The following is a 21255-nucleotide window of genomic DNA, read 5'->3' on the forward strand; positions in this document are numbered from 1 at the left end:
ACGAGCGGAGAGCGTGTTTTTTGTTATTTTTACTGCTTTTTTACTGACGCCAGTTATTATTTTTTACCGCTGCCTGACGTTGCAAACCTGAATTGATAATGGCATATCTGTTTTAATTGAATGAAAGTCTGTGATACGTTCAGGCGATTTTTTCGATTTCCATTTTGACAGGGATAACAATTCAATGCGCAAGGGTAAAATTATTGTTGCATCAATGATGGTGCTTTGTGTCCTTATTTTTGTTGCGGCGGCAGCATGGTTTATGCTGTTCCAGGGAGAAATGACGGAGCCGACAGGGGAGGAAAAACAGGCGGCGATTTTACACGCTGCGGGCCTGATGAAATCAGAGACCCAGGATAAAAAATCAGTCGAAACGCTCTATCATCGTTATATTATTCAACGCCATGTCAATTTAGATTCCGGCGAACTGGTGGCTGAAAGCAGCGCGGACGCCGCGCGCCAGAAATGTGAAAAACTCGCCCCTGAACGCGACCCAGCGCAGGTTCGTCAGCGCTGTACGGTGGCGGATGTGTTCTTTGTGAAAGATAAAAATAATGAAATTCAGCAGGTTATCATTCCGGTTACCGGTAAAGGCGCGAAATCCATGATGCATGCGTTTCTTGCTCTGGGGCTGGACGGTCGTACGGTGAGAAATCTGTATTATTATCAGCAACGGGAAACGCCGTTTCTGGGGGCTAGGGTGGAAGACGCCAACTGGCGCAAACAGTGGCCAGGGAAACGATTATTAGATAACAGCGGACATCCTGCATTGAAAATAGTACAGGATAAACCTGAACATGCCGATGAATATACCGTTGACGGTATTTCCGGTGCGACGTTGACATCAACCGGCGTTGAGAAAAGTATTAACTACTGGATGGGGCCGCAGGGATATGGTCAATTCTTACAGCGTCTTGCCAGCGATCGAAATAACCTTAATCTTTGAATATTGCTGTACGCAATAACGCGTTTTATTTCTGCCTGCCGACAATGAATAACATCACTGTCGGCAGGGGAATTTATTCCTCTGTTACCGCGCCTGCCTTGCCGTTAATTCCATGAGAAAAACAGGGAGATAACGTCCCTTTTATCAATGCATAATGTGTGTGTTCATCACGATTTGATGAAATAAGTTTACATAACTTGTCGTCTGCTGACATTTTTATGATCCAGGTCATGTACAACGCGACAAAAAGATATAATGATAATAATTATCATTTGTATTCTTTGGCGGTGTGCACGTGCGTAACTTCCGTAACTCTTTGTTGGTTACTCTCTTTGGCTTGTTTATAAGCATGAGTGTCTGGGCGTCGACGAATTATGCGCCTTTGATTGAAGATATCGAACAACGTCTTGATAAAACAGCGGAACTTTATCAGCAACAGCATACCGACGAGGCGCGCCGCACGGTACAAATGGCCTATTTCGAGGTATTCGAGAACCTGGAAGGGCCGATCCGCATCAACATTTCCGCGCGCAAAAGTTACGAGATGGAGAGCGCATTCGGCGAGATCCGTCGAATGATTGGCGAGAAAAAACCGCTCGCTGACGTTCAGGCGCGCATTGACTGGCTGAAAGCCGCACTGCGCGAAGTGGAACCGGTGCTGGATGGCGGACATCGTCTGGTGGCCGAAGAGCAGCACAACGCGCTGTCCAGAGACGACATTGCCGTTCACTGGCAGGAGAGTTTCAGGACGATCGACGATCTGCTGGCGCAGGCGGTCACTGAATATCAGGCCGGGAATTACAGCGTTGCCAGTCAGCACGTTCAACAGGCGCACTATCAGGGCTTTAAAAACTCTGAGATGGAGATGTCCCTCAGACAAAACCGTTCTGCAAAAGATGCCGCCGCCATTAACCAACAATTCTCATCCCTGATTGCGCTGACCGCGCAACCTGACCATCTCAACGATGTCTCTTATCAGGTCACTACGCTGCTACAGGATATCGAGGATATCTTACCCGGCTTGCCAACCACCCGTGACGATCAGCAGGTTGCCGCAGCGCAAAGCGCAGACAACATTCCGGCGGCGGACGAGGGAAATAACCGCACCGACTGGGCTGAGGTGACGACGGGCATTAACCAAAGCATTCAGGACGCGATAGCGCGCTATCAGGGCGGCGATGCGAAGAATGCGATTCTGGATATCCAGGATACCTACTTCGACCGCTTCGAAGCCAGCGGCATGGAAAACAAAATCGGCTCTCGCGATTCGGCATTTAAAACCACGCTGGAGGCGTATTTTACCCGCCTGGTCAGTCTGATGAAGGCCGGTCAGCCGGTTGAGCGCCTGAATGCGGAGGCCAGCGCGCTGGCGCAGGATCTGCAAAAAGCCGTGACGATGCTGGGCGAAGGCGAAGAAACCCAGTGGAGTCTGCTGCTCTATAGTCTGATGATCATCGTGCGCGAGGGGCTGGAAGCGCTGCTGATTGTGGCGGCAATCGTGGCCTACATGGTGAAAAACAACCATCAGGATAAGCTGCCGCTTATTCGTCAGTCGGTAATTGTGGCGCTGATCGCCAGCGTCATCACCGCCGCTATCTTCCAGATGCTGTTTACTAACTCCGGCGCCAGCCGTGAACTGCTGGAAGGCATAACGATGCTGATTGCCGTCGTGATGCTGTTCTTTATGAGTTACTGGCTGCTGTCCAAAGTGGAAGCGCGCCACTGGAAAGCCTGGCTGGAAGGCAAACTGTCTCATTCCCTGTCGCGAGGCTCCCTGGTCGGACTATGGCTGACCAGCTTCCTGGCGGTGTACCGCGAAGGGGCGGAAACGGTGCTGTTCTATTACGCTCTGATTGGCGATGCAAACACGGTATCCGGCCATATGGCGATTGGCGCCGGTTTTGTGATTGGCTGCGTGGTGCTGCTGCTCGCCTGGCTGGTGATGCGTTACTCAGTGGTGCGCCTGCCGCTGAAACCCTTCTTTATGTTTACCGGCAGTTTCATGTATCTGATGGCCTTCGTCTTTGCGGGCAAAGGCGTTCTGGAACTGGTGGAAGGCAAACTGTTCCAGCCTACGTTGATTAACGGCTTCCCTGAAATCAGCTGGCTGGGGATTTATCCCTACGTGGAAACGTTGTTACCGCAGGTCGTATTGCTGCTCGCGGCGCTGGTGGCGCTGTGGGTGATGCGGCGCAAAAGCGCGGTTCCCGGGGAGACGATAAAAAATAACCCATAATCGTTGTATAGCCGTTGTTTTAGACGAGAGGATACGTTTGATGACCATGAAGAAAACCCTGATTGCCAGCGCAGTGATGGCCAGCATTTTCACTGCGCCAGCCGCGTTTGCTTTTAAAGAGTACCCGGCAGGCGAGCCTGTCACCATGAATGAAATGGAGCTGGCGGCCGTTTACCTGCAACCGATTGATATGGAACCGCGCGGCATGGGCTTACCGGCAGCAAAAGCCGATGTTCACCTTGAAGCGGATATCCACGCTGTAGAAGGCAATAAAAACGGCTTTGGCGCAGGGGAATGGATCCCGTACCTGACCATCAGCTACACCCTGGTCAACAACGACACGGGCGAAAAACAGGAAGGCACCTTCATGCCGATGGTTGCCAGCGATGGCCCGCACTATGGCGCGAACATCAAAATGATGGGCGTGGGCAACTATAAAGTGACCTACCACATTGAACCGCCGTCAAAAGCCGGGATGCATCGCCATACTGACAGCGAAACAGGCGTAGGCCGCTGGTGGAAACCGTTTGATGTGAGCTACGAGTTTAAATATGTCGGTCTGAACTAAAACCGACTAACCAACGCGCCAGGAGGATTCCCCCTTCTGGCGCGTTGGTCAGACCGATCATATGCCCGTCGCTTAATTCAACCCGCCGTACAGAGTCGAAGTTATGAGTTACTTTTTCGTCACGACGCTACAGGTCTTTTTCTGCATTGCGCTTCTTTCCGGTGTTCTCTGGAGTCGAAACGATCCTCCCTCTTTACGTCCGCTGACCTGGACGCTGCTGACCGGGCTGATTGCCGGCGTGCTGGCGGGACTGTTTATTCACGGCAGCCAACCGGTACAACTGCTGCTGGTTGGGGCGGAGGTCATGGTATCGCTGCTGTTTGTCCTCAGTTTCTGGTGGGCTTCAACGCGTATCCGCTATCTGTGGCAGGGGATTCTGATTTTCGGCGCTGCCCGCCATTGGGCGCTGGACCCTAATCTGGGCGGGCTGACCAGTACGCATGTGCTGAATACTGACCTGCTGTTAAACCTGACGGCCGTCGTTCTCGCTTTTGCGATCCTCTGTCTGGCGGGCGTACTCTGCGCGATGCTGCTGCGGCGTATTCGCGGCCTGTACTGGCCGTTAACGCTGATTCTGCTGGTGATGATCTGGCTGCCGCTGAGCGGCAACCTGCTGTTGTTGCTGATGAAATTACAGGTTGTTCCGCTGGGAAAATCACTGCTGAGCTTCGTGGCGAAAGTCACAAATAACACGGCGCTGTATAACTGGGCGGGAGCCGCGCTGCTGCTGGCCCTGGCGCTGTGCTGGCTTCCGGCGCTGTTGCGGGCTTTTCGACAGACGCGGGAAACCGAAGAACCGATCGCTCACCGTCTGGCGCTGGCGCAGCGTCGCAACGCTTTGCGGCTGTGGCTGGTCACAATCGGTTGCGCGGTGGTCGTTATCGCAGGCCAGCTGTGGTGGGATAAAGTGGCCTCGCAGCCGCCGCAACTCTCTGAAGCCGTGCCCGTAACGCTGGGGAGCGATGGCATGGTGCGCCTGCCGGTCGAACAGCTTCGTGACGGTAAACTGCATCGTTTCGTTTGGGTGGCGGACGATGGCAAAGCGGTGCGCTTCTTCGTGATTAACCGCTATCCCGACAAGCTGCGTTTTGGCGTGGTGTTCGACGCCTGCCTGCTGTGCGGCGATCAGGGTTATGTCATGGAGGGCAATCAGGTTATCTGCGTCGCCTGCGGAGTGCATATTTTTATTCCGTCTATCGGCAAGGCCGGTGGCTGTAACCCGGTGCCGATTGAAAACTGGCACAATGATGAAAAAGAGCTGGTGATCCCCGGTAAAGAACTGGCGACAGGGGTGAACTACTTCTCGACGGTCATGACTATTAAAGTGACCGATCCGGTCGATGGTTCAACGTTGACCAATACCTCAGCCGATTACAAATACAGCTATGGCGGCAAGACCTGGTTCTTCTCGTCAGAGGCTAACTATGAACGCTTCCGTGAAACGCCGGAGCAGTTTGTTCCTGCCGACATGAGGGAGGAATAATCATGCTGTGGCGGATGTTACGACAATCCTGGGGGCGCAATTTACGCCGCAAAGTGCTGGCGATAATCACCGTTTTTCTGGCCTCCAGCCTGATCTCGGCGCTGCTGGCGGTGTCCATTGATATCGGCGATAAAATGTCCAGAGAGCTGAAGTCTTATGGCGCGAACATTTTGATAGAACCCGCCGGACAGGCTGCGCTGCCCGCGCTGTTTAGTGAGAGCAGTAATCCGCTTTCCGGTCAGGATTTTCTTGATGAAGCCGAACTGCCGAACATCAAAGATATCTTCTGGCGAAACAACATTGTCGGGTTTGCGCCGATGCTCGGCGGCGAAGCCAGCGTGGAGGGAGAACCGGTGCGGATTCTGGGCACCTTCTTCAGTCAGCCAGTGGATATTCCTGATGAAGAGGGATATGAGACGGGGCAGAAAACGGTCAGCCCTTACTGGCAGGTGACCGGCGACTGGCCGCAGGAACCGGCAGGCGCAGAGCCGCAGACCTTAGTCGGGCACGCGCTGGCGCGGCAAATGGGCTGGAAACCTGGTGATAAGCTGACATTACGTACCGAAGGCGAAGCGGCGCAGGTCACCGTCAGCGGTATCCTCTCCAGCGGCGGCGATGAAGATAACCAACTGGTGATGCCGCTAAGCACGGTACAGCACCTGCTGGGGCTCCCCGGAAAAGTGCAGGCGATTCGCGTCTCGGCGCTGACGGTGCCGGAAAACGAACTGTCCCGCCGCGCGCGGGAAAACCTGGACGCGCTCAATGCCGAAGAGTACGACCTCTGGTATTGCACGGCCTATGTGTCGTCGATCGCGCATCAGCTGGAAGAAGCGATTTCCGGCGCGGAAGTGCGCCCGGTATGGCAGGTCGCGGCGTCCGAAGGGGTGGTGATCGATAAAATTCAGCTGCTGATGGCGGTCGTTACCGTCGCGGCGCTGGCGGCTTCCGCAATGGGGATCGCCTCGCTGATGACCAGCACCATTATGGAGCGCGCCAAAGAGATCGGTTTGATGAAGGCGCTGGGTGCGCGACAGTGGCAAATCATGCTGCTGTTCTACCTGGAAGCGGCGTCCAGCGGGCTGGCGGGCGGCGCGCTGGGATGTATTGCCGGGTGGGGGCTGGCGAAAGCGATTGGCGTCATGCTCTTCGACGCGCCGCTTAATTTTGCCTGGATTGTGGTGCCGTGCGTACTGGTGATTGCGGTATTGATTGCGTTGATCGGCACCTGGTTCCCGGCCCGGCGGATCGCCCGACTGTATCCTGTGGAGGTGCTGTATGGCCGCTAAACGTACCATGCTCTGGCTGCTGGTGTGGCGGGCGCTGCGTCTGCGTTTTCAGCGGGTCAGCGTGGTGTTTGCCGCGCTGATGGTGGGGGCGACCATCGTGACGGCGCTTTCTGCCGTCTGGTTCGACATTAACACCAAAATGAGCGAAGAACTGCGCACCTTCGGCGCGAATTTTTACATTGGGCCGGGGCACGGTTCCAGTATGCCGCAGCAGGAGTTGCAGAGCATTCTCGATCAGGCGCCGCAGGGACTGGTGCATGGCGCCAGTCCGTGGTTGTACGGCATGGCGCGTACCGAGCTGGAAAAAGTGGTGATGGTTGGCGTGTGGTTCGAGTCGCTGCAAAAACTGGTGCCGTACTGGCAGGTCACCGGTAGCTGGATTGGCGTCAGTTTTGACGACCGTAACGCGATGATCGGCGTCAAACTGGCGGAACGCCTCAACGTGCAGCCGGGCGACAGCATCACGCTGGTGGATCACAATCAGCGTAAGAATTTGCAGATTAAAGGCATTGTGGAGTCTGGCGATGCGACGGACAACATGCTGATCGTCAGCCTCGACGTGGCGCAGGCCTGGCTGCATCAGCCGGGCAAAATCAGCCACGGCTTGCTGAGCGTCAGTAACGATGTCGGCCAGGTGGAGAACTACGCCAGCCGGTTGCAGGCGCAGTATCCTGACCTGGAGATTCGTCCGGTGCGTAAGGTCTCTGCTTCCGAAGGGCAGGTGCTGGATAAAATTAAAGGTCTGATGGGACTGGTCTCGATCGTGATTCTGGCGCTCTCTTCGCTGTGCGTGAATACCACGCTGATGGCGATTGTCGGCGAGCGGGCGCGCGAGTTTGCGCTGCAAAAAGCGCTTGGTTCCAGCAACGGCGATATCGTGCGGCAAATTCTGCTGGAAACCAGCATCATCGCGCTGGCGGCGGTGGCGTGCGGCTGGGTACTGGGATATTTGCTGGCGCAACTGTTGGGATTAACGGTGTTTAATGCCGCCATTTCGCTGCGTCTGCCGGTGTTGCCCATTACTCTGGTGTTGTCTTTACTGGTCGCCATTCTGGCGGCGATTGTTCCGGTGCGACGCGCGGTAAGCGTCGAGCCTGCTAAAGTGCTGAAAGGAGAGTAGCGCCATGTCCGTTACGCATATCCCTCAGGTGGCGATCGAAACCCGCCACTTATACAAACGGTTCGGTGACGTTACCGCCCTGGATGACATTAATCTGCGCATTGCGCAGGGTGAATTTGTCGCCATTATGGGCGCTTCTGGTTCTGGTAAAACCACGCTGATGAATATTCTGACGTGCCTTGATACGGCGACGGAAGGGCAGGTGTTTCTTGACGGCACCGATGCCGCCGCGCTGGATGAAGAGGGGCGCCGTCGCTTTCGCGCCGAGAAAATCGGCCTGGTATTTCAGCAGTTCCATTTGATCCCGTTCTTAACTGCGCTGGAAAACATCATGCTTGCCCAGCATTACCACAGCGTGGTGGATGAAGCGGCGGCGAGGAAGGTGCTGGAACAGGTAGGGCTTGGGCATCGTGTGACGCACCTGCCGAGCCAGCTTTCCGGTGGTGAGCAGCAGCGTGTGTGTATCGCCCGGGCGCTGGTCAACGAACCGCCGGTTATTTTCGCGGATGAACCGACGGGCAACCTGGATGAAGAGAATGAGCAGCGGGTGCTGGATCTGCTCACCGATCTGCATCGTCAGGGGCGCACGATTGTGATGGTGACGCACAACCCTGCGCTTGGGCAGTTTGCCGATCGTATTCTGCGGCTGCAACATGGTAAATATCTGGGTGAGGAGGCCAATCAACATGCGCTGGCATAATGTGCTGCTACTCGCGGCGGCGATCCTGATAAGCGGGTGTAAAGAAGAAAAGCTGGCGGTCGGGGCACCGGCCCCGGCGCTGGCGGCGTTTGATCTGCAAGGCCAGGAGTCAGGCCTTGAACGCTGGCAAGGAAAGGCGGTGTACCTGAATTTTTGGTCTGCGGGATGCGGGGGGTGTCTGGCGGAAATGGACACGCTGGAAGCGCTGAGCAAAAAATGGGGCGATAAAGTGGTGGTTGTGGCGGTCAATACCGACCCTGAAACGGTCAGGATTAACGATCTGCTGGCAAAGCATCAGATAACCTATCCGGTGGTGCGCGATCAGCTCAACATTACCCAGGAACGTTATCAGGTGATCGGCACGCCGACCTCCGTACTGATTGACCCCGAAGGACGCGTTCTGGAGCTACACCAGGGTATGCGTAAGCCGCCTGAGTTAGAGGCCACGTTTGCGCGCCTGGCGGCGCGATGAACGACGCGTACGGAGAGATACCCAATGGCATTTATCTGGAACGACGAAAGCCTTGCGATTCTGCGGGAAAACGCGGGCATCCTCACAACCGAGCAGATAGCGCAACTGCTTCACACCAATATTACCGCCGTGCGGAATATGGCCTATCGGCTGAAACTGAGCCTTCGGGTGACGGCGTATAATCACCGACGCATAGCGCAGGTTCAGGCGCTTTATGCCTCTGAGACGTTGAGTCTCAAAGAGATCGCGGCGAAAACGGGGCTGACGGCCAGTACCGTGCAATATATCGTGTACGTGAAATCAAAAAATAAGCCCTACGCCACCACGGAATATGTCTCTTTTGAAACGGAAAACGCCGTTCATTACCGCGTGCAAAAAGAATTTGTCGATACGGAGCGTTCCCTACTGGACAACATCTCTGATAACACGCGATTTCGTGAACTGTATCTGACGGACGGCACTTTTTATTGCGCCCGCAATATTAAGTATGAGGTTTTTATCTCGGAATAACCGGAACACGCTGACCTGTCGGTTATCTTCTGGAATCTCCCGTTTTGCGAAACCGTTCCCGGAAAAATGTCATATTTCTGTCACACTCTATGAGGATTGATAACAACAAGAGGTTGTAGGGATGAAAAAATTGATACTCGCCGCCGCTGTGGCAGGGGCTGTTTTATTGTCGTCCGCCGCGCAAGCGCAGACAACGCCGGAAGGTTATCAACTGCAACAAGTGTTGATGATGAGCCGACACAACTTGCGCGCGCCGTTGGCCAATAATGGCAGCGTGCTGGAGCAGTCCACGCCGAATCAGTGGCCGGAGTGGGATGTGCCCGGCGGGCAGCTCACCACGAAAGGCGGTGTGCTGGAAATTTATATGGGCCACTACATGCGAGAATGGCTGGCGGAGCAGGGGATGGTCACGTCAGGCGAATGCCCGACGCCGGACACGGTATATACCTATGCCAACAGTCTGCAACGCACCGTCGCGACGGCACAATTCTTTATCACCGGCGCTTTCCCTGGGTGCGATATTCCGGTACATCATCAGGAAAAAATGGGCACGATGGACCCAACGTTTAATCCGGTGATCACCGATGACTCTGCGGCGTTTAGCCAGAAAGCGGTGCAGGCGATGGAAAAAGAGCGCAGCCAGATGCAGCTTGACGACAGCTATCAACTGCTGGCGCAGATGACGGACTACAAAGATTCACCGTCCTGCAAAGAAAAACAGCAGTGTTCGCTGACCGAAGCCAAAGACGCCTTTAGCGCGAAGTATCAGGAGGAGCCTGGCGTTTCGGGGCCGCTGAAAGTCGGCAACTCGCTGGTGGATGCGTTTACGCTGCAATACTACGAAGGCTTCCCGATGGACCAGGTCGCCTGGGGCGAGATTAAATCCGATCAGCAGTGGAAAGTCCTGTCAAAGCTGAAGAACGGGTATCAGGACAGCCTGTTTACCTCGGGTGAAGTGGCGCGCAACGTCGCCAAACCGCTGGTCAAATATATTGATAAAGCGCTGGTGACTGACCGTAGCAGCGCGCCGAAAATTACCGTTCTGGTGGGGCATGACTCGAATATTGCTTCATTGCTGACGGCGCTGGATTTCAAACCCTACCAGCTGCACGATCAGTACGAACGCACCCCGATTGGCGGCAAGATTGTGTTCCAGCGCTGGCATGACAGCAAAGGCAATCGCGACCTGATGAAAATCGAATATGTGTATCAGAGCTCGCAGCAGTTGCGTAACGCGGACGTCCTGACGCTGAAATCACCGGCGCAGCGCGTCACTCTGGAACTGGCAGGATGCCCGATAGACGCAAACGGCTTCTGTCCTCTTGATAAGTTCGATAACGTGTTGAACAGCGCGGCAAAATAGCAGAGGTTCTCCCCCGCGCAGGCGGGGGAGAAAAGGTCAGACATTTTTACGTTCGATGGTTTGTTCGCCCCAAAATAGCGAATCTTTATCCGTCTTCTCAAAGGCTTTAAGCAACACTTCGTCGCTGCCTTCCTCCCAAATTTTTTCAGCCAGTTTCTCGTCATACTTCGCGACTTCAAAAATGGCTTCGGCTATTTCTGGTGATGTATTACGCAGACTTGCCCATTCGCCGACGTGATGAGCCTTCGCTTCTTGAGTTGGCATTCGAATCCTCCTGTTGAAGATTAGCCGTTGAGTTTTACTGCCAGACCTGCAACATATTCACCCTGATAGCGAGCGATAGAAAGTTCTTCCTGGCTTGGCTGGCGTGAACCATCGCCCCCGGCAATTGTGGTGGCGCCGTATGGCGTACCGCCGCGAACCTGCGAGACGTCAAACAGTTCCTGCGCGGCGTAACCGATAGGGACAATCACCATGCCGTGGTGAGCCAGCGTGGTCCAGGTTGAGGTAATGGTTTGTTCCTGACCGCCGCCGGTGCCTGTCGAGCTGAATACGCTGGCGAGTTTTCCATACAGCGCGCCGGATGCCCACAAACCGCCCGTCTGGTCCAGGAAGGTGCGCATCTGGCCTGACATATTGCCAAAGCGCGTCGGCGTACCAAAAATGATGGCGTCGTAATCAGGCAGTTCCTGCGGGGTTGCGACTGGTGCGTTTTGTGTTTTACCTCCGGCCTTTGCGAAGATTTCAGGCTGCATCGTTTCCGGTACGCGTTTGATAATGACTTCTGCGCCGTCCACTTTGTTTGCCCCTTCCGCCACCGCATGCGCCATAGTTTCGATGTGTCCGTACATGGAATAATAAAGCACCAGAATTTTTGCCATTTTGCACTACTCCTCGAGTTAACCGTGTCCGTAGCGATTCGCTACCTCTATTTAAAGATATGACGTCCTGGAGAGAGTGCAAATATCACAACCATTTCTTTGATTTATAACAAGATTTATCAGCATCGTTTTTGTTGCAAAATGATACATTTTTCGCCGTTAGGATTTCTTTAACCATAAGAGAGGCTTATTGATTTCCTGGGGGGATTATTCCTGTCCCCCTGACGAACCTGTTGCAGAATATTACGATTTACTGGTCAGCCGGGGTAACTTCGCTAAGCTTAGTTCCGCGTGGCAATAATTGTGGCGTCTGCCATATGCCGCGTGAGGAGATCTTCCTCAACACCGATGCAATATGATGTCTAATCTATGACGGAGGTCAGTAATGGCAAACCATCGGGGCGGTTCCGGTAATTTTGCGGAAGACCGCGAAAGAGCATCAGAAGCAGGTCGTAAAGGTGGCCAGCACAGCGGGGGCAACTTTAAGAATGACCCGCAGCGTGCATCAGAAGCAGGCAAAAAAGGGGGCAAAAGCAGTCACGGTAACCGTAACAGCTAGCCTGTAAGTTAACGCCATAATGTTTAGCGCATGCCGCTGGTAAACGTTATGATGCCACCGCCGCCGGTTCCTCCGGCGGTTTTTTTGTCCGTAAGATTGAAGTGTCGCAGCAGGCGACGCAAACTAAGCGTCCTGACGTTCAAAAAGAAAAAAGCGCCGTTGCCACGGTATCCTGGCGGCAATAAAACAAGGAGAGGGCGCATGGTTCAACGCGCAGAGAAAAAAACAGGTAAACGTTCACAGGCCGTCAGCGCCAAGCGGCAGGCGATTTTAACTGCTGCATTAAACACGTTTTCCCAGTACGGTATTCATGGCTCACGTCTGGAGCAGGTGGCTGAGCAGGCGGGAGTGTCCAAAACCAATTTGCTCTATTATTACCCGTCGAAAGAGGCGCTTTATGTCGCCGTACTGCGGCAAATCCTTGATATCTGGCTGGCGCCGTTAAAGGCCTTTCGTGAAGATTTCGCGCCGCTGGTGGCGATCAAAGAGTACATCCGTCTTAAACTGGAGGTCTCCCGTGATTATCCGCAGGCTTCCCGGCTTTTTTGCATGGAGATGCTGGCGGGCGCGCCGTTGCTGATGGAAGAACTGACCGGGGATTTGAAGGCGCTGATTGACGAAAAATCGGCATTGATTGCCGGATGGGTAAACAGTGGAAAACTGGCGCCCGTCGATCCGCATCACCTGATCTTTATGATTTGGGCTTCAACGCAGCATTACGCCGATTTTGCGCCTCAGGTCGAAGCGGTAACGGGCGCAACGCTGCGTGATGAAGCCTTTTTCAATCAAACGGTCGAAAGCGTACAGCGGATGATTATTGAAGGCATTCGCGTACGTTAACTGGCAGGCGGCAACGGACAGCTCAAATCGCCTTCCTCACATTGCAGCAGCGAAGCTAAAAACGCTTCGCGTTCGTCCGTTTTGTCCGTCATGCACTGGCTGGCGATCATCGGCTGTATACTGCCGCCTTCCGTGCCGGAACTGACCAGCGCGCAGTCGGCGTCCCGCAGGGCAATCCAGGCGATTTGCGCTTTTTTCAGCAAGTCACGCTGCGGCGGTTCGGCGCGTTTTAGCGCATTCTGGTACGTTTCATTGAGTTTTTTATCGGCGGTTTGAAATTGCGCGGCGGCGCAGGTGTTCATCTCCATTTGCGTGCTGGCGTTGGCGCAGTCATCGGCCAGTGCCGGAGCGCTGAGTAGCAGCGCAGCGCATGTGAATATAATTCGCTTCATACTTCCCTCTGGCTCTAAAACATTGCCGGATGGCGGCTTTGCCTGATCCGGCCTACAAATGTGTTTTGTAGGCCCGGTGAGCCGTAGCGCCACCGGGCATTTTCCAAAGCCTTAATTAACCACAGCCTTAACCAATTGTCATCAGGCTGGCGTTACCACCTGCCGCAGCGGTGTTAACGCTGAGCGAGCGCTCGATATACAGACGCTCCAGCAAGATATTGGTTTCACCACGGGCAAAGCCCTGTACCGACACGATCGCGCCGTCACGGGCGGCTACCGCCTCGCACAGCGCCCGTAGCTGATCGGAATCGCCGTGGAAGATCACCGCATCGAACGGCTGCGAAGTCAGCGTGTCCGCTTTCGCAAACTGAATACGTTCACAAACCGCTGTGGGCAGGCGCTTCGCCAGTTCGCGATGGAAGGCATCGTCCGGCCACAAAATCAGACTCCCGACCGCTGTCACGGCGGCGACCTGCACCAGAGCGTCCTGCTCGTCATCAGCCAGACACAATACGCGTTCACGCGGCAGTAACGTCCAGGTATTGCGCTCACCGGTAGGGCCAGGCAGCAAACGCTGGGTTCCGGCCTGCGCCAGCTCGCTAAACTGCTGACAGAGCGTATGCAAGGCCGGGCGATCCGCCGCCCACCCGGTCAGCGCGTCAAGCGGCTGAGTCAGCGCGGCTTTAAGCTGGGCATCCACCGGGTAGTCCGCATCCTGACGGGCAAGCGTAATACCCAGCGCGTTTTCCGGGCGATTTGCCAACAGACGGTAGAGATAGAGCGGACCGCCCGCTTTCGGCCCGGTGCCGGACAAGCCTTCGCCGCCGAATGGCTGGACGCCCACGACCGCGCCGACCATATTACGGTTGACGTACAGGTTGCCTGCGTGCGCTGAACCGGTGACCTGCGCAATGGTCTCGTCAATTCGGGTATGTACGCCCAGCGTCAGACCGTAGCCGGAGGCGTTGATCTGCGCAATCAGTTCGGGAAGGTGATTACGCGTGTAACGCACCACATGCAGCACCGGCCCGAAGATCTCTTTTTGCAGCTCATCAAAACTTTCCAGCTCAATCAGCGTTGGCGGAACAAAGGTGCCGCTTTGCCATTCGCGCGCATCATCGCTGTTCTCACGTACGGCCTGGAATACCGGACGACCTTTCGTACGCATCGCCTGAATATGGCGCTCGATATTGGTTTTGGCTTCGTTATCGATAACCGGGCCAATGTCGGTGGTCAGACGGCCCGGATTGCCCATGCGGCATTCCGCCATTGCCCCGCGCAGCATTTTCAGGGTGTGGTCGGCGATATCATCCTGCAAGCACAGTATGCGTAGCGCCGAACAGCGCTGCCCGGCGCTGTCAAACGCAGATGCCAGCACATCCACAACCACCTGTTCGGTAAGGGCGGAGGAGTCCACGATCATGGCGTTCATCCCGCCGGTTTCCGCAATCAGCGGAATCGGGCGACCCTGCGCATCCAGACGGGTGGCGATGTTACGCTGCAATAAGCTGGCGACTTCGGTCGAGCCGGTAAACATCACGCCGCGTACGCGCTCGTCGGAGGTTAACTGCGCCCCAACGGTTTCACCCTGGCCGGGCAGCAGCTGCACTACGCCCGGCGGAACACCGGCTTCCAGTAAGATGGCGATGCCCTGGGCGGCAATCAGCGGCGTTTGTTCCGCCGGTTTCGCGAGGACGCTGTTGCCCGCCGCCAGCGCAGCGGCAATTTGTCCGGTGAAGATGGCCAGCGGGAAGTTCCACGGGCTGATACAGACGACCGGGCCTAAAGGACGATGCGTTTCGTTATCAAAGTCATCGCGTACCTGCCCGGCGTAGTAGTGAAGGAAATCCACCGCTTCGCGTACTTCTGCAATGGCATTACTGAAGGTTTTCCCGGCTTCACGAACCAGAATGCCAATCAGCTGTTGCATTTGGCCTTCCATTAATACCGCCGCGCGTTGCAGGATGGCGGCGCGTTCCTGCGGTGGCGTCGCGAACCAGATAGGGGCGTTGTTAACCGCGTTTTGCAGCGCTTGTTCAACGTCCGCAGCGCTGGCTTCGCGCACGTAGCCGACGATGTCTTTCGGCTCTGCCGGGTTGATCACCGGCGTCATCTCTCCGTCAGCGACCGGCTGTTCCAGCATCGGTTTGGCCTGCCATTTTTGCAGCGCATTGTTCAACAGGGCGGAGGAGAGGGAAGCCAGACGGTGTTCGTTAGCCAGATCCAACCCGCCGGAGTTTTCCCGGCCTTGTCCGTAGAGGTCGCGAGGCAGCGGGATTTTCGGATGCGGCAAGCCGGTTTGCCCTTCTTGCTGCGCCAGTTTTTCCACGGCCTCCACCGGGTCGGCGACCAGTTCATCCAGCGGTAGCGTGGCGTCGGCAATACGGTTAACGAATGAGGTGTTAGCGCCGTTTTCCAGCAGGCGGCGCACCAGATACGCCAGCAGCGTTTCATGCGTGCCGACCGGGGCATAAATACGACACGGACGGTTGAGTTTGCCATCTGCCACTTTACCGGTGACCTGCTCGTACAGCGGTTCGCCCATGCCGTGCAGACACTGGAATTCATACTGGCCCGGATAGTAGTTCTGCCCCGCCAGTTGATAAATCGCCGCCAGAGTATGGGCGTTATGGGTCGCAAACTGCGGGTAAATCAGATTCGGTACGGCGAGCAGTTTTTTCGCGCAGGCCAGATAAGAAACGTCGGTATAGACCTTGCGGGTGTAAACCGGGTATCCCTCCAGTCCGTCCATTTGGGCGCGTTTGATTTCACTGTCCCAGTACGCGCCTTTCACCAGGCGGATCATCAGGCGGCGACGGCTGCGCGTGGCGAGATCGATCAGATAATCAATCACAAACGGGCAGCGTTTCTGATAAGCCTGAATCACGAAACCGATGCCGTTCCAGCCAGCCAGTTCCGGCTCAAAACAAAGTTTTTCCAGCAGGTCGAGGGAGATTTCCAGACGGTCAGCTTCTTCGGCGTCGATGTTGATGCCGATATCATACTGACGCGCCAGCAGCGTCAGGGATTTCAGGCGCGGATACAGCTCCTCCATCACACGGTCATACTGCGCGCGGCTGTAGCGCGGGTGCAGGGCGGAAAGCTTGATGGAGATCCCCGGCCCTTCATAAATTCCGCGTCCGTTAGACGCTTTGCCAATGGCGTGAATAGCCTGCTGATACGAAACCATATAAGCCTGCGCATCGGCGGCGGTCAGCGCCGCTTCGCCTAACATATCGTAGGAGTAGCGGAAGCCCTTATCTTCCAGCTTACGCGCATTCGCCAGCGCTTCGGCGATGGTTTCGCCGGTGACGAACTGCTCGCCCATCAGGCGCATTGCCATGTCCACGCCTTTGCGGATCAGCGGCTCGCCGCTCTTACCGATAATCCGGTTCAGCGAGCGAGAGAGACTGGCTTCGTTGTGGGTAGAGACCAGCTTGCCGGTAAACAACAGACCCCAGGTGGCGGCATTAACAAACAGCGACGGGCTGCGGCCAATATGCGACTGCCAGTTGCCGTTGCTGATTTTGTCGCGGATGAGCGCGTCACGCGTCGCTTTATCCGGGATACGCAGCAGCGCTTCTGCAAGGCACATCAGCGCGACGCCTTCCTGTGAGGAGAGGGAGAACTCCTGCAACAGCCCCTGCACCATCCCGGCGCGGCCGCTGGCCGTTTTCTGGTTACGCAGTTTCTCCGCCAGTTGATAGGCCAGCTTGTGGGCTTGTTCGGCCACCGGCTGCGGCAGACGCGCCTGCTCCATTAACATCGGCACCGCATCGGTTTCGGCGCGACGGTAAGCTGCGGTAATCGCGGCGCGGGAGACCGACTGAGGCAAGATCTGCTCGGCAAACTCAAGGAAAGGCTGGTGGTTTTCTTCCTGCTGTGCGGTTGACTCATCGCCTTCATTGGCGGCGCCAGCCAGCAGGGCGGGCAACTCCGGTAACGCCTCGTCGCTTTCCAGTTTTTCCAGATAATTAAAGATTGCCTGTTTGATCAGCCAGTGTGGGGTGCGATCAATTCGTGTTGCTGCTGTTTTAATACGTTCGCGCGTCGCGTCGTCCAGCTTAACCCCCATCGTGGTGGTTCCCATGCCGTCTACTCCTGTTGTTCTGATATGTGCTGCTGATAGTTATCGAGAAATATCCACCATGTTGCAACTTTGTGCAACCTCGTTAAATGTGACCTGCCTTGCAAGCTTAAAAATGAATGAAATGTTAAAAGAAGAGACTCTTCTGGATGGGATAAAAACAATAACCAAATCTTTTTCTCTGCGGCAGTTAACACTTTTGAAAGGTGCAACCTTAAAAAATGTGAGAGAGTGCAACCTGGAGAAAAATAGTATCCCACCCGAATAAAATTTGATGTAAATGATGTGTTAAATCGATTGTGAATGACCACCGCTTCCGGCAGGATACGGTCGCCCTGGTAAACATAAACACCATTGCCACGTTCCGGCAGGGTATAAAACGGCAGCTCTTATTATTGCCGGCACATAAAATCTGGAGACTTTTGATGGCTATTAGCACACCGATGTTGGTGACGTTTTGTGTCTATATCTTTGGCATGATATTGATAGGGTTTATTGCATGGCGTTCGACCAAAAACTTTGATGACTATATTCTCGGCGGCCGCAGCCTTGGGCCGTTTGTGACGGCATTATCCGCTGGCGCATCTGATATGAGCGGCTGGCTGCTGATGGGTCTGCCGGGGGCGATTTTCCTGTCGGGGATTTCTGAAAGCTGGATCGCGATTGGTCTGACGTTAGGGGCATGGATTAACTGGAAACTGGTGGCTGGACGTTTACGCGTCCACACTGAATTTAATGATAACGCCCTGACTCTGCCGGATTATTTTACCGGGCGTTTTGAAGATAAAAGTCGCATTCTGCGCATTATCTCTGCCCTGGTTATCCTGCTGTTTTTCACCATTTATTGCGCATCGGGGATTGTGGCAGGGGCGCGTCTGTTTGAAAGCACCTTTGGCATGAGCTATGAAACTGCGCTGTGGGCGGGGGCGGCAGCCACCATTATCTATACCTTTATTGGCGGCTTCCTGGCCGTGAGCTGGACAGACACCGTCCAGGCCAGCCTGATGATTTTCGCCCTGATTCTGACGCCTGTTATGGTGATCATCAGCGTCGGCGGTTTTGGTGACTCCCTGGAAGTGATTAAACAAAAGAGCATTGAGAATGTGGATATGCTCAAGGGACTGAACTTTGTCGCCATTATCTCCCTGATGGGCTGGGGGCTGGGTTACTTTGGTCAACCGCATATTCTGGCGCGCTTTATGGCGGCGGATTCTCACCACAGCATCGTGCACGCGCGTCGCATCAGTATGAGCTGGATGATCCTGTGTCTGGCGGGGGCGGTGGCTGTCGGCTTCTTCGGCATTGCTTACTTTAACAATAACCCGGCACTGGCCGGAGCGGTGAACCAGAACTCGGAGCGCGTGTTCATTGAACTGGCGCAAATCCTGTTCAACCCGTGGATTGCCGGTATTCTGCTGTCCGCTATTCTCGCGGCGGTGATGTCGACGTTAAGCTGCCAGCTGCTGGTGTGCTCCAGCGCGATTACCGAAGATTTGTACAAAGCCTTCTTGCGTAAAGGCGCGAGCCAGAAAGAGCTGGTATGGGTAGGGCGCATTATGGTGCTGGTGGTTGCGCTGGTGTCTATCGCGCTGGCTGCTAACCCTGAAAACCGCGTGCTCGGTCTGGTGAGCTATGCGTGGGCGGGCTTCGGCGCGGCGTTTGGCCCGGTCGTGCTGTTCTCGGTGATGTGGTCGCGTATGACCCGTAACGGCGCGCTGGCCGGAATGGTTATCGGGGCGCTGACGGTTATTGTCTGGAAACAGTTTGGCTGGCTGGATCTGTACGAAATCATCCCTGGCTTCATCTTCGGCAGCATCGGGATTGTGGTCTTTAGCCTGCTGGGTAAAGCGCCGTCGTCGGCTATGCAAGAACGTTTTGCAAAAGCGGATGCGTATTACCACTCCGCACCGCCGTCGCGTTTACAGGCAGAGTAATCTGACCGCTGCCCGTTTACTTTCATCGCCCGCCATGCGCGGGCTTTTTATTCAGAATTGTGGCGTGTTTCTCTGTATGTCGATGAATGAAAGTATTAATTTTTACTATGAGCGTTCAGGTGAAATAATTTTGTAATATCTCTGTAAGAGACTATTGCCAGTGCAAAGGGGAACTTTAGTTAATGCATGGTAAATATGTTGTTGCATTAATGATAAATTATGTTGTACTAATACGTAATAGCGGTAGTTCCCGGCAGTGATGACACTTTTCACTATGGAGATCGCGAATGGTAAGGTCCTGTACTGGACACGTTTTTCGCAGTAACAGCAATAACTTATGCGGATGCCTCTCCTCCGGTAGCCCTGTCGTCACCGCTAAATTCCTCTCACTTCCTCTTTTTATCCCTGTTACTGACGCCGTATTCGGTGCGCGTAGCCGTGTAGGGCGTCTTTTCAAAAAGCAAGCTATGGCTTACAAGGAAGCCAACCCTCAGATGTTTGTGCGCATAATCGTGCCGCCAACGGCGCGTGTGATGTATACCAACAACTCAAGGTGCTATCCATGGGAAGACAAAAAGCAGTGATCAAAGCTCGTCGTGAAGCAAAACGTGTGCTGAGACGGGATTCGCGTAGCCACAAACAACGTGAAGAAGAATCGGTCACCTCGCTTGTGCAGATGAGCGGCGTAGAAGCGATAGGCATGGCGCGTGATAGCCGTGACGCCACACCAATCGTAGCGCGAAATGAGGCTCAGGAGCACTACCTGAATGCTATCGAGAGTAAACAACTGATCTTCGCCACTGGCGAAGCCGGGTGTGGAAAAACCTGGATCAGTGCGGCAAAAGCAGCAGAGGCCCTGATACATAAAGATGTAGACAGGATTATTGTTACCCGTCCGGTTTTGCAGGCCGATGAAGATCTCGGCTTCTTACCAGGCGATATATCCGAGAAGTTCGCGCCTTATTTCCGGCCCGTCTATGACGTGCTGGTGAAACGCCTGGGCGCGTCTTTTATGCAATACTGCCTGCGGCCTGAGATTGGTAAGGTGGAAATCGCGCCGTTCGCCTATATGCGCGGACGTACATTTGAAAATGCAGTCGTCATTCTTGACGAGGCTCAGAATGTGACTGCTGCGCAAATGAAGATGTTCTTAACGCGCCTCGGGGAGAACGTGACGGTTATCGTAAATGGCGACATTACCCAGTGCGATTTACCGACTCATGTTCAATCAGGGTTAAGTGATGCGTTAGCTCGCTTTGAAGAAGATGAGATGATAGGTATTGTCCGTTTCCATAAAGACGACTGCGTGCGTTCGGCATTGTGCCAACGAACCCTTCATGCTTATAACTGAAGCGTCGTCAGATCTCATAGCCCGGGAAACCGGGCTTTGTTTTTTGTAGGCCGGATAAGGCGCTTGCGCTGCCATCCGGCGATGTGCGGGAGCCCGGTGGCGCTAACGTTTACCGGTCCTGGGATGTTCTTGTAGGCCGGATAAGGCGCTTGCGCTGCCATCCGGCGATGTGCGAGCGCCCGGTGGCGCTAACGCTTACCGGTCCTGGGATGTTTTTGTAGGCCGGATAAGGCGCTTGCGCTGCCATCCGGCGATGTGCGGGAGCCCGGTGGCGCTAACGCTTACCGGGCCTACGGTGTTCTTGTCAGCCGGATAGCATGTGCAATAGGCAAAAAAAAGCCCGTACTTTCGTACGAGCTCTGGGGGGGATTGACTCGCTTCGCTCGCCCTGCGGGCAGCCCGCTCTCTGCGTTCGCGGTCTGTCCAACTGGCTGCCGCCAGTTGTCGAACCCCGGTCGTGGGTTCTCATCCCCCCACAGTACGTGCAATAGGTGAAAAAAAAGCCCGTACTTTCGTACGAGCTCTTT

The 21255-nt window shown here is 54.9% G+C and carries 19 protein-coding genes; 15 read left to right on the forward strand and 4 right to left on the reverse strand.

What is annotated here, in order from left to right; translation table 11 throughout:
• The first annotated feature begins 130 nt into the window (after positions 1-130).
• From OGX75_RS09335 to agp, 10 genes are all read left to right on the forward strand, one after another.
• Positions 131-946 (forward strand): Na(+)-translocating NADH-quinone reductase subunit C, encoded by an 816-nt coding sequence (locus tag OGX75_RS09335; protein WP_072271897.1) that lies wholly within the window; start codon positions 131-133, stop codon positions 944-946.
• A 349-nt stretch (positions 947-1295) separates the two neighbouring features.
• Positions 1296-3182, forward strand: coding sequence for an FTR1 family iron permease (locus tag OGX75_RS09340; protein ID WP_012132915.1), 1887 nt, complete (start codon positions 1296-1298; stop codon positions 3180-3182).
• A gap of 40 nt (positions 3183-3222) precedes the next feature.
• Positions 3223-3750 carry an iron transporter gene (locus OGX75_RS09345; RefSeq protein ID WP_012132914.1) on the forward strand — a complete coding sequence of 176 codons (528 nt, stop codon included), beginning with the start codon at positions 3223-3225 and terminating at the stop codon, positions 3748-3750.
• Between the two features lie 103 nt (positions 3751-3853).
• A complete protein-coding gene (locus OGX75_RS09350; protein WP_000119836.1) occupies positions 3854-5233 on the forward strand; it encodes a Fe-S-containing protein in 1380 nt (459 codons plus the stop codon).
• Positions 5234-5235: 2 nt separating this feature from the next.
• Entirely contained in the window at positions 5236-6519 is a 1284-nt protein-coding gene (locus OGX75_RS09355) for an ABC transporter permease (RefSeq protein WP_110494356.1), read from the forward strand.
• On the forward strand, positions 6509-7639 hold the full coding sequence (locus OGX75_RS09360) for an ABC transporter permease (RefSeq protein ID WP_000729219.1): 1131 nt from the start codon (positions 6509-6511) through the stop codon (positions 7637-7639). The genes OGX75_RS09355 and OGX75_RS09360 overlap by 11 nt, the downstream gene beginning before the upstream one ends.
• Before the next feature lie 4 nt (positions 7640-7643).
• Positions 7644-8339: an ABC transporter ATP-binding protein gene (locus OGX75_RS09365; protein ID WP_000117262.1), complete on the forward strand. Its 696-nt coding sequence runs from the start codon at positions 7644-7646 to the stop codon at positions 8337-8339.
• On the forward strand, positions 8326-8811 hold the full coding sequence (locus OGX75_RS09370; RefSeq protein WP_012132911.1) for a TlpA family protein disulfide reductase: 486 nt from the start codon (positions 8326-8328) through the stop codon (positions 8809-8811). Before OGX75_RS09365 ends, OGX75_RS09370 begins: the two co-directional genes overlap by 14 nt.
• Before the next feature lie 24 nt (positions 8812-8835).
• Entirely contained in the window at positions 8836-9321 is a 486-nt protein-coding gene (locus OGX75_RS09375; protein WP_000874189.1) for a hypothetical protein, read from the forward strand.
• Between the two features lie 121 nt (positions 9322-9442).
• Entirely contained in the window at positions 9443-10684 is a 1242-nt protein-coding gene (gene agp / locus OGX75_RS09380; protein WP_115609397.1) for a bifunctional glucose-1-phosphatase/inositol phosphatase, read from the forward strand.
• A 36-nt stretch (positions 10685-10720) separates the two neighbouring features.
• Here agp and OGX75_RS09385 read toward each other — a convergent pair whose 3' ends face one another.
• Complete coding sequence (locus tag OGX75_RS09385) at positions 10721-10948, reverse strand: YccJ family protein (RefSeq protein WP_047457633.1); 228 nt, start codon at positions 10946-10948, stop codon at positions 10721-10723.
• A 20-nt stretch (positions 10949-10968) separates the two neighbouring features.
• Entirely contained in the window at positions 10969-11565 is a 597-nt protein-coding gene (gene wrbA / locus OGX75_RS09390; protein ID WP_047457630.1) for an NAD(P)H:quinone oxidoreductase, read from the reverse strand.
• A 385-nt stretch (positions 11566-11950) separates the two neighbouring features.
• Here wrbA and OGX75_RS09395 point away from each other — a divergent pair, with 385 nt between their 5' ends.
• Complete coding sequence (locus OGX75_RS09395; RefSeq protein ID WP_012132907.1) at positions 11951-12124, forward strand: con-10 family general stress protein; 174 nt, start codon at positions 11951-11953, stop codon at positions 12122-12124.
• Between the two features lie 201 nt (positions 12125-12325).
• Positions 12326-12964, forward strand: a complete 639-nt coding sequence (gene rutR / locus OGX75_RS09400; protein WP_012132906.1) for an HTH-type transcriptional regulator RutR — start codon at positions 12326-12328, stop codon at positions 12962-12964.
• Here the strand turns inward: rutR and OGX75_RS09405 are convergent.
• Complete coding sequence (locus OGX75_RS09405) at positions 12961-13356, reverse strand: lysozyme inhibitor LprI family protein (protein ID WP_286451622.1); 396 nt, start codon at positions 13354-13356, stop codon at positions 12961-12963. The two genes, rutR and OGX75_RS09405, sit on opposite strands and share 4 nt — an antisense overlap.
• A 127-nt stretch (positions 13357-13483) precedes the next feature.
• Complete coding sequence (gene putA / locus OGX75_RS09410) at positions 13484-17446, reverse strand: trifunctional transcriptional regulator/proline dehydrogenase/L-glutamate gamma-semialdehyde dehydrogenase (protein ID WP_286451621.1); 3963 nt, start codon at positions 17444-17446, stop codon at positions 13484-13486.
• On the opposite strand from putA, the gene OGX75_RS09415 reads away from it, so the two are divergent.
• The 3 genes from OGX75_RS09415 (at position 17445) to phoH (ending at position 20728) form a co-directional block, all read left to right on the forward strand.
• The gene (locus OGX75_RS09415) at positions 17445-17711 is read left to right on the forward strand and encodes a hypothetical protein (protein WP_123907508.1); all 267 of its coding nucleotides are present in this window, start codon (positions 17445-17447) and stop codon (positions 17709-17711) included. The two genes, putA and OGX75_RS09415, sit on opposite strands and share 2 nt — an antisense overlap.
• A gap of 157 nt (positions 17712-17868) precedes the next feature.
• Complete coding sequence (gene putP, locus OGX75_RS09420; protein WP_286451619.1) at positions 17869-19377, forward strand: sodium/proline symporter PutP; 1509 nt, start codon at positions 17869-17871, stop codon at positions 19375-19377.
• A gap of 562 nt (positions 19378-19939) precedes the next feature.
• Positions 19940-20728: a phosphate starvation-inducible protein PhoH gene (phoH, locus tag OGX75_RS09425; protein WP_047457616.1), complete on the forward strand. Its 789-nt coding sequence runs from the start codon at positions 19940-19942 to the stop codon at positions 20726-20728.
• Positions 20729-21255: the final 527 nt, after the last annotated feature.

Source organism: Citrobacter sp. CK199 (genome assembly GCF_030333285.1).
Lineage (GTDB): Bacteria > Pseudomonadota > Gammaproteobacteria > Enterobacterales > Enterobacteriaceae > Citrobacter_B > Citrobacter_B koseri.